This window comes from Verrucomicrobiota bacterium, assembly GCA_016871675.1.
Lineage (GTDB): Bacteria > Verrucomicrobiota > Verrucomicrobiia > Limisphaerales > VHCN01 > VHCN01.
On the sequence record VHCN01000122.1, the window covers coordinates 1 to 4,321 of the forward strand.

Annotated in this window: 5 protein-coding genes; all 5 read right to left on the reverse strand. The window is 62.1% G+C overall.

The annotated features are described in order from the left end of the window. Positions 1-145: 145 nt before the first annotated feature. Complete coding sequence (locus FJ386_15100) at positions 146-946, reverse strand: DUF2437 domain-containing protein (GenBank protein ID MBM3878013.1); 801 nt, start codon at positions 944-946, stop codon at positions 146-148. A 20-nt stretch (positions 947-966) separates the two neighbouring features. Next, on the reverse strand, positions 967-1,917 hold the full coding sequence (locus FJ386_15105) for a dihydrodipicolinate synthase family protein (GenBank protein ID MBM3878014.1): 951 nt from the start codon (positions 1,915-1,917) through the stop codon (positions 967-969). A gap of 51 nt (positions 1,918-1,968) precedes the next feature. After that, the gene (locus FJ386_15110; protein MBM3878015.1) at positions 1,969-2,841 is read right to left on the reverse strand and encodes a bifunctional 4-hydroxy-2-oxoglutarate aldolase/2-dehydro-3-deoxy-phosphogluconate aldolase; all 873 of its coding nucleotides are present in this window, start codon (positions 2,839-2,841) and stop codon (positions 1,969-1,971) included. After that, the gene (locus FJ386_15115) at positions 2,705-4,087 is read right to left on the reverse strand and encodes a hypothetical protein (protein MBM3878016.1); all 1,383 of its coding nucleotides are present in this window, start codon (positions 4,085-4,087) and stop codon (positions 2,705-2,707) included. The genes FJ386_15110 and FJ386_15115 overlap by 137 nt, the downstream gene beginning before the upstream one ends. Before the next feature lies 1 nt (position 4,088). Beyond that, positions 4,089-4,321 (reverse strand): malate:quinone oxidoreductase (locus FJ386_15120; GenBank protein ID MBM3878017.1); only part of this gene is annotated, 233 nt, incomplete at its 5' end.

Below are 4,321 nucleotides of genomic sequence, written 5' to 3' on the forward strand. Positions count from 1 at the left end.
ACCGGCCAGACACACGGCCACTCCGGCGAGACGGGTAGCGAGAGATCGTGCACATGCTCCGCAGGCAACTGGGCACGGGCACCGGCGGCGGCGAGCAGGAGAAGGAGACTGAGTTTGGTTTTCATGGTGTGCTGAAGTGTTGAGATCATGCTTCCGCGACGACGGAGTTGGTGAGCGCGCCGATGTTTTCGATTTCGATGGTCACGGTGTCGCCGGGCTGGAGGAAAACAGGCGGTTTCATCGCCGCGCCGACTCCTTGCGGCGTGCCGGTGAGAATGACCGTGCCGGGCAGCAGTGTGGTGCTGCCACTGAGGAACTCGATCAGCGTGGGCACGTCGAAGATCATGTCGTTCGTGTTCCAGTCCTGCATGGACTTGCCATTGAGGATGGTCTGGATGCGCAGCGCATTCGGATTGGGAATCTCGTCTTTCAGCACGAGGCATGGCCCCAGCGGAGCAAAGGTGTCGAAGGTCTTGCCGCGGCACCACTGGCTGCCGCCGCGCTTGATCTGCCAATCGCGCGCGCTCACATCATTGGCGCAGGTGTAGCCGAGCACGTAATCGAGCGCGTTGGCTTTTGAGACGTTTTTGCAGGCCTTGCCGATGACGACGGCCAACTCGCATTCGTAATCCACTTCATCACTGGCGAGATGGCGTGGCAGCACGATGTCATCGCCGGGGTTCTGCACCGCGCCGGGCGATTTCATGAAGAGCACCGGATACTGCGGGATGGCGGCGTTGCTCTCCTCGGCATGTTTGCGGTAGTTCAAGCCGATGCAAAAGATGGCGGTGGGCTGCAACGGCGCGAGCAGCTTGCCCGGCGTGACGATTTCATCGGTGGCTCGGAAGTTGCCGAAAAGATCGCCTTCGATGCGACGGGCGGTGCCATCGGGTTGAAGGGCTGCGTGCTGGATGGTGCCGTTGGCTTGGTGGCGGATAAGTTTCATGAAAGGATGGAGAGATTCGTTTAGCGCTTGGTTTGGACGTGGTAGCCAAGGTCGCGGAGCAGTGTGGCGAGGGTCTCGAGGAACTCTGCGGGCAGAGGCAACACCGGGGGCGACGGGTCGCCGACTTCGGGGCCTATCATGTTGAGTCCTGCCTTCATGACACTGAACCAATGGGCTCCGTCGCCTCCGTTGTGGTAGGCGCTAAACTGCAAGCGCATGAGTGGCGCAAGCTTAGCCCATATCTGCCGAGCGGAGACCAGATCCCCCTTCACCGAGATCGCTTGATAAAGCTTCACCGCAGCGGCTGGCACCATACTTGGGATGCCGGAGATCCATCCATGGGCTCCATGGCAGAGCCCTTCAAAAGCCACTGAATCGATGCCCGCATAGACAGAGAGCTGCCCATCGGTCTCTTGCAGCAGCGAGCAGATGCGGTCGGGCTCGGCATTGGACATCTTGACGCCTCTGATCGCACCCTCGCGAAAAAGCTGGGCAAGGTGAGAGGTGCGAAGATTCACCCCGGTCAGCGGAATATTGTGATAGAGGACCACGGGAATGGAGACGGCCTCGGCGATGCGCCGGTAGTGGTCCATGGTCTGGGCCGGTGTGGGTGCCATGTAGTAGGGCGGCACGATGAGCAGCGCATCTGCACCCACACTCTCCGCGTGCTTGGAGAGGTCGATGGTCAAACGCGTGGAGACATGATGGGTGCCCGCGACGATTGGCACCCTGCCTGCGCAGGCTTCAATGGATGCTTCCAGCACGCGCTTGCGGTCGTCTGATTCCATGCCAGCAAACTCTCCCGAACTACCAAGCGGGGAAATGGCGCTGACGCCTTCGGCAATCAACCAGTCAATGTGTGGTTTGAGCCGGGCAAGGGCAAACGTGCCGTCCGCGTTGAAGGGTGTGATGGAAGAAGCGCATACGCCGCGAAAGAGAGGCTTGTGCTTGCTGGTGTCGGGATTGTTCATGGTTGTCTGGTTGGTTGATTGGCTAGGTGGTGGGGGGAAGTGCTTCACTAATTAGGTCGCACAGTCAGTTTCCGGATTGACTCGGCAGTGGCGCTGACCTCGCGGGAGAGTGAGGCTTGCACGGGCGTCCCTGACCCATTCACAGACTTCCTGGACCCGGCGTGTAACGGCGGCGTAATCGCCGGCCTCGACGCGGTCTTTGGGGATCAGTTCGCGCCCGAGGCCAATCGCGCAGGCGCCAGCTTCGAACCAAGCGGCCAGACCTTTCTGCGACACATCACGCAGGCCCGTGGGCAGTATCCTTGTCCACGGCGATGGTCCGAGGATTGCTCTGGCGAACCCCGGGCCACCCGCCGCCTCGCAAGGGAAGAGTTTCACGATTTCGACGCCCATTTCTTCAGCGGCTGCAATCTCGGTGGCAGTCTGGCATCCCGGCAGATAAGCGATCTTTCGGCAGTTGCAGAAGCGCGCCACGCGCTCGTTGTAGGATGGGCCGACAATGAAATTGGCACCATGGGCCACGAATAGGGCGGCCGTCGCCTCATCCACGATCGATCCCGCACCCAGAATGACCTTCGGCAGATGCCGCTGGCAGTGCTGCGCGAGGGCTCGATATGTCTCGATGACGTGGTCAGCTCGATTGGTGAATTCGAACATCGTCACACCACCGGCGGCGACGGCGTCAACAACCCGGCACGCTGTCTCTGGATCGCCATGAGAGAAGATCGGCATGAGTCCCTCGTCGAGAATCCTGTTCAGAACTTCCAGTCTTGTGAATCGGGCCATTTCAGTCTTGGGGTTGATGGTTATCGCGCACCAACGCGATGGCTTCGCGCACGGATGCCGCGCGTCCGGTGAACGCGAGCGACAGCACGAGCAGACCGAAGAGCGTGTCCTCGTCCGAAGGCGCGAGCCGGTGGGCATCGCCAAGGCGTGCGCAGATGAGTTGACGCAGCACAGCGTTTTTCAGCGCCACACCGCCGGAGAAGACCAACCGGCTCCAGTCGCGACCTGGGGCGATGCGCGCGGCGCACTTCGCGTAGTTCTCCGCCATGCCCGCGAAGAGCGCGTGGAAGAGATGGCCGACGGTCATGTTGTCCTCGCGCAAATTCAGCACCGCCCCGTGGTCTCCTGCGTTGCCGGGATAGAAGGCGGGATTCACCTGCAAGCCTGCGCCATCGGCTCGCGACGCCCCAGCGTGGATGTAGTCCCACGGATCGCCCAGCGTCACGCCCTGCGCGGTGGCGAGTTCAGTCAGCAGATGCACCATCGCGTTCAAGGCACGGCCTGCGGGCAGATGGGTGATCGTATTCAGATAGCGTCCGTCAAACCAGGGCCGCGTCTGGAAATCACCGGTCTCGCAGCCGTCGGCGATGCGGATCACCGCCGAACCGGTGGAGACATTCACGGACAACTCATCCGCTTCGAGCAACGCGCCGACCTGCGAAACATGATAGTCACCCACCGGCGCGAAAACGGGCAGCGAGCGACCGCGATGCGACCATTCGCCGATCACCGCGCCCTGCGGAACGATTCGCGGCCAGCGCAGTGCATCGAGGCCGAGTTTGGCAATCACATCATGATGCCAGTCGAGCTTCCCGATGTGCAGCGCGCCGTGTCCGTAGGCGTGCGTCACATCAGAGACCGGAGCGCCGCCGCATAGGCTCGCGGCGACAAAATAGGGCAGCACCGCAGGCAGCGCGTCCGTCGCTGGCAAGGCATGGTATTTGGCGAGCCAGAAGAGAAAGTTCAGCGGCAGGCCGGGCACGCGTTCGTTGCCGAGTTGCTGGCGCTCCCCGGGTGTGATGAGCCTTTCGATGACATCGAAGCAGCTCTCCTCCCCGCCCGGCGCGGGCATCAGCGCGCGCTGATCCTGCCAGGCGATGAAGCGGGTCAGCGCGCGTCCTTTGTCATCGCACAGCACCATGCCGTGAAGCTGGCTGCTCATGAGCACACCCGCCGCATCCGGGCAGTGATCGTGCAAGCGCTCCAGCACGGCGCGCACGGTTTGCACGAGAGGTTCCGGTTCGATCTCGCGAAACCTGTGATCCAGTCCGCTCACGAACGGCGGCGCGGCCTCGCGTTCGATGTGTGAGAGCCGCAAGGCATCGGCATCAAGGACTGCGCCCTTGATGTAGCTGGAGCCGATATCGATGCCGAGGTAGCGCATGTCAGGAATGTGGAAGTGAGGTGAGTTGCAGCCGCTCTCCGGCCACGCGGGTCGTCTTCTCGAACAGGGCGGCGTTGCCCGGTTGTTTCAGATCCTCATCGAAAGTCGGGATCATCTGCTTCATGCTCGCGCGTCCGTCCGCGCTGGCGAGCAGATGCGGCAGGCAGGTCTTGATGACCTCGAGCGCAATGTTCACCGAGACCGAGGCGCCGGGCGAGGCACCGAGCAGCGCGG

Bases quoted from the DNA above. Each gene is read 5' to 3' on its own strand.
- FJ386_15100 (MBM3878013.1), bottom strand. From the start codon at position 946: ATGAAACTTATCCGCCACCAAGCCAACGGCACCATCCAGCACGCAGCC.
- FJ386_15105 (MBM3878014.1), bottom strand. From the start codon at position 1,917: ATGAACAATCCCGACACCAGCAAGCACAAGCCTCTCTTTCGCGGCGTA.
- FJ386_15115 (MBM3878016.1), bottom strand. From the start codon at position 4,087: ATGCGCTACCTCGGCATCGATATCGGCTCCAGCTACATCAAGGGCGCA.
- FJ386_15110 (MBM3878015.1), bottom strand. From the start codon at position 2,841: ATGCCCACCGGCTCGCGCCTTCGGACGAGGACACGCTCTTCGGTCTGC.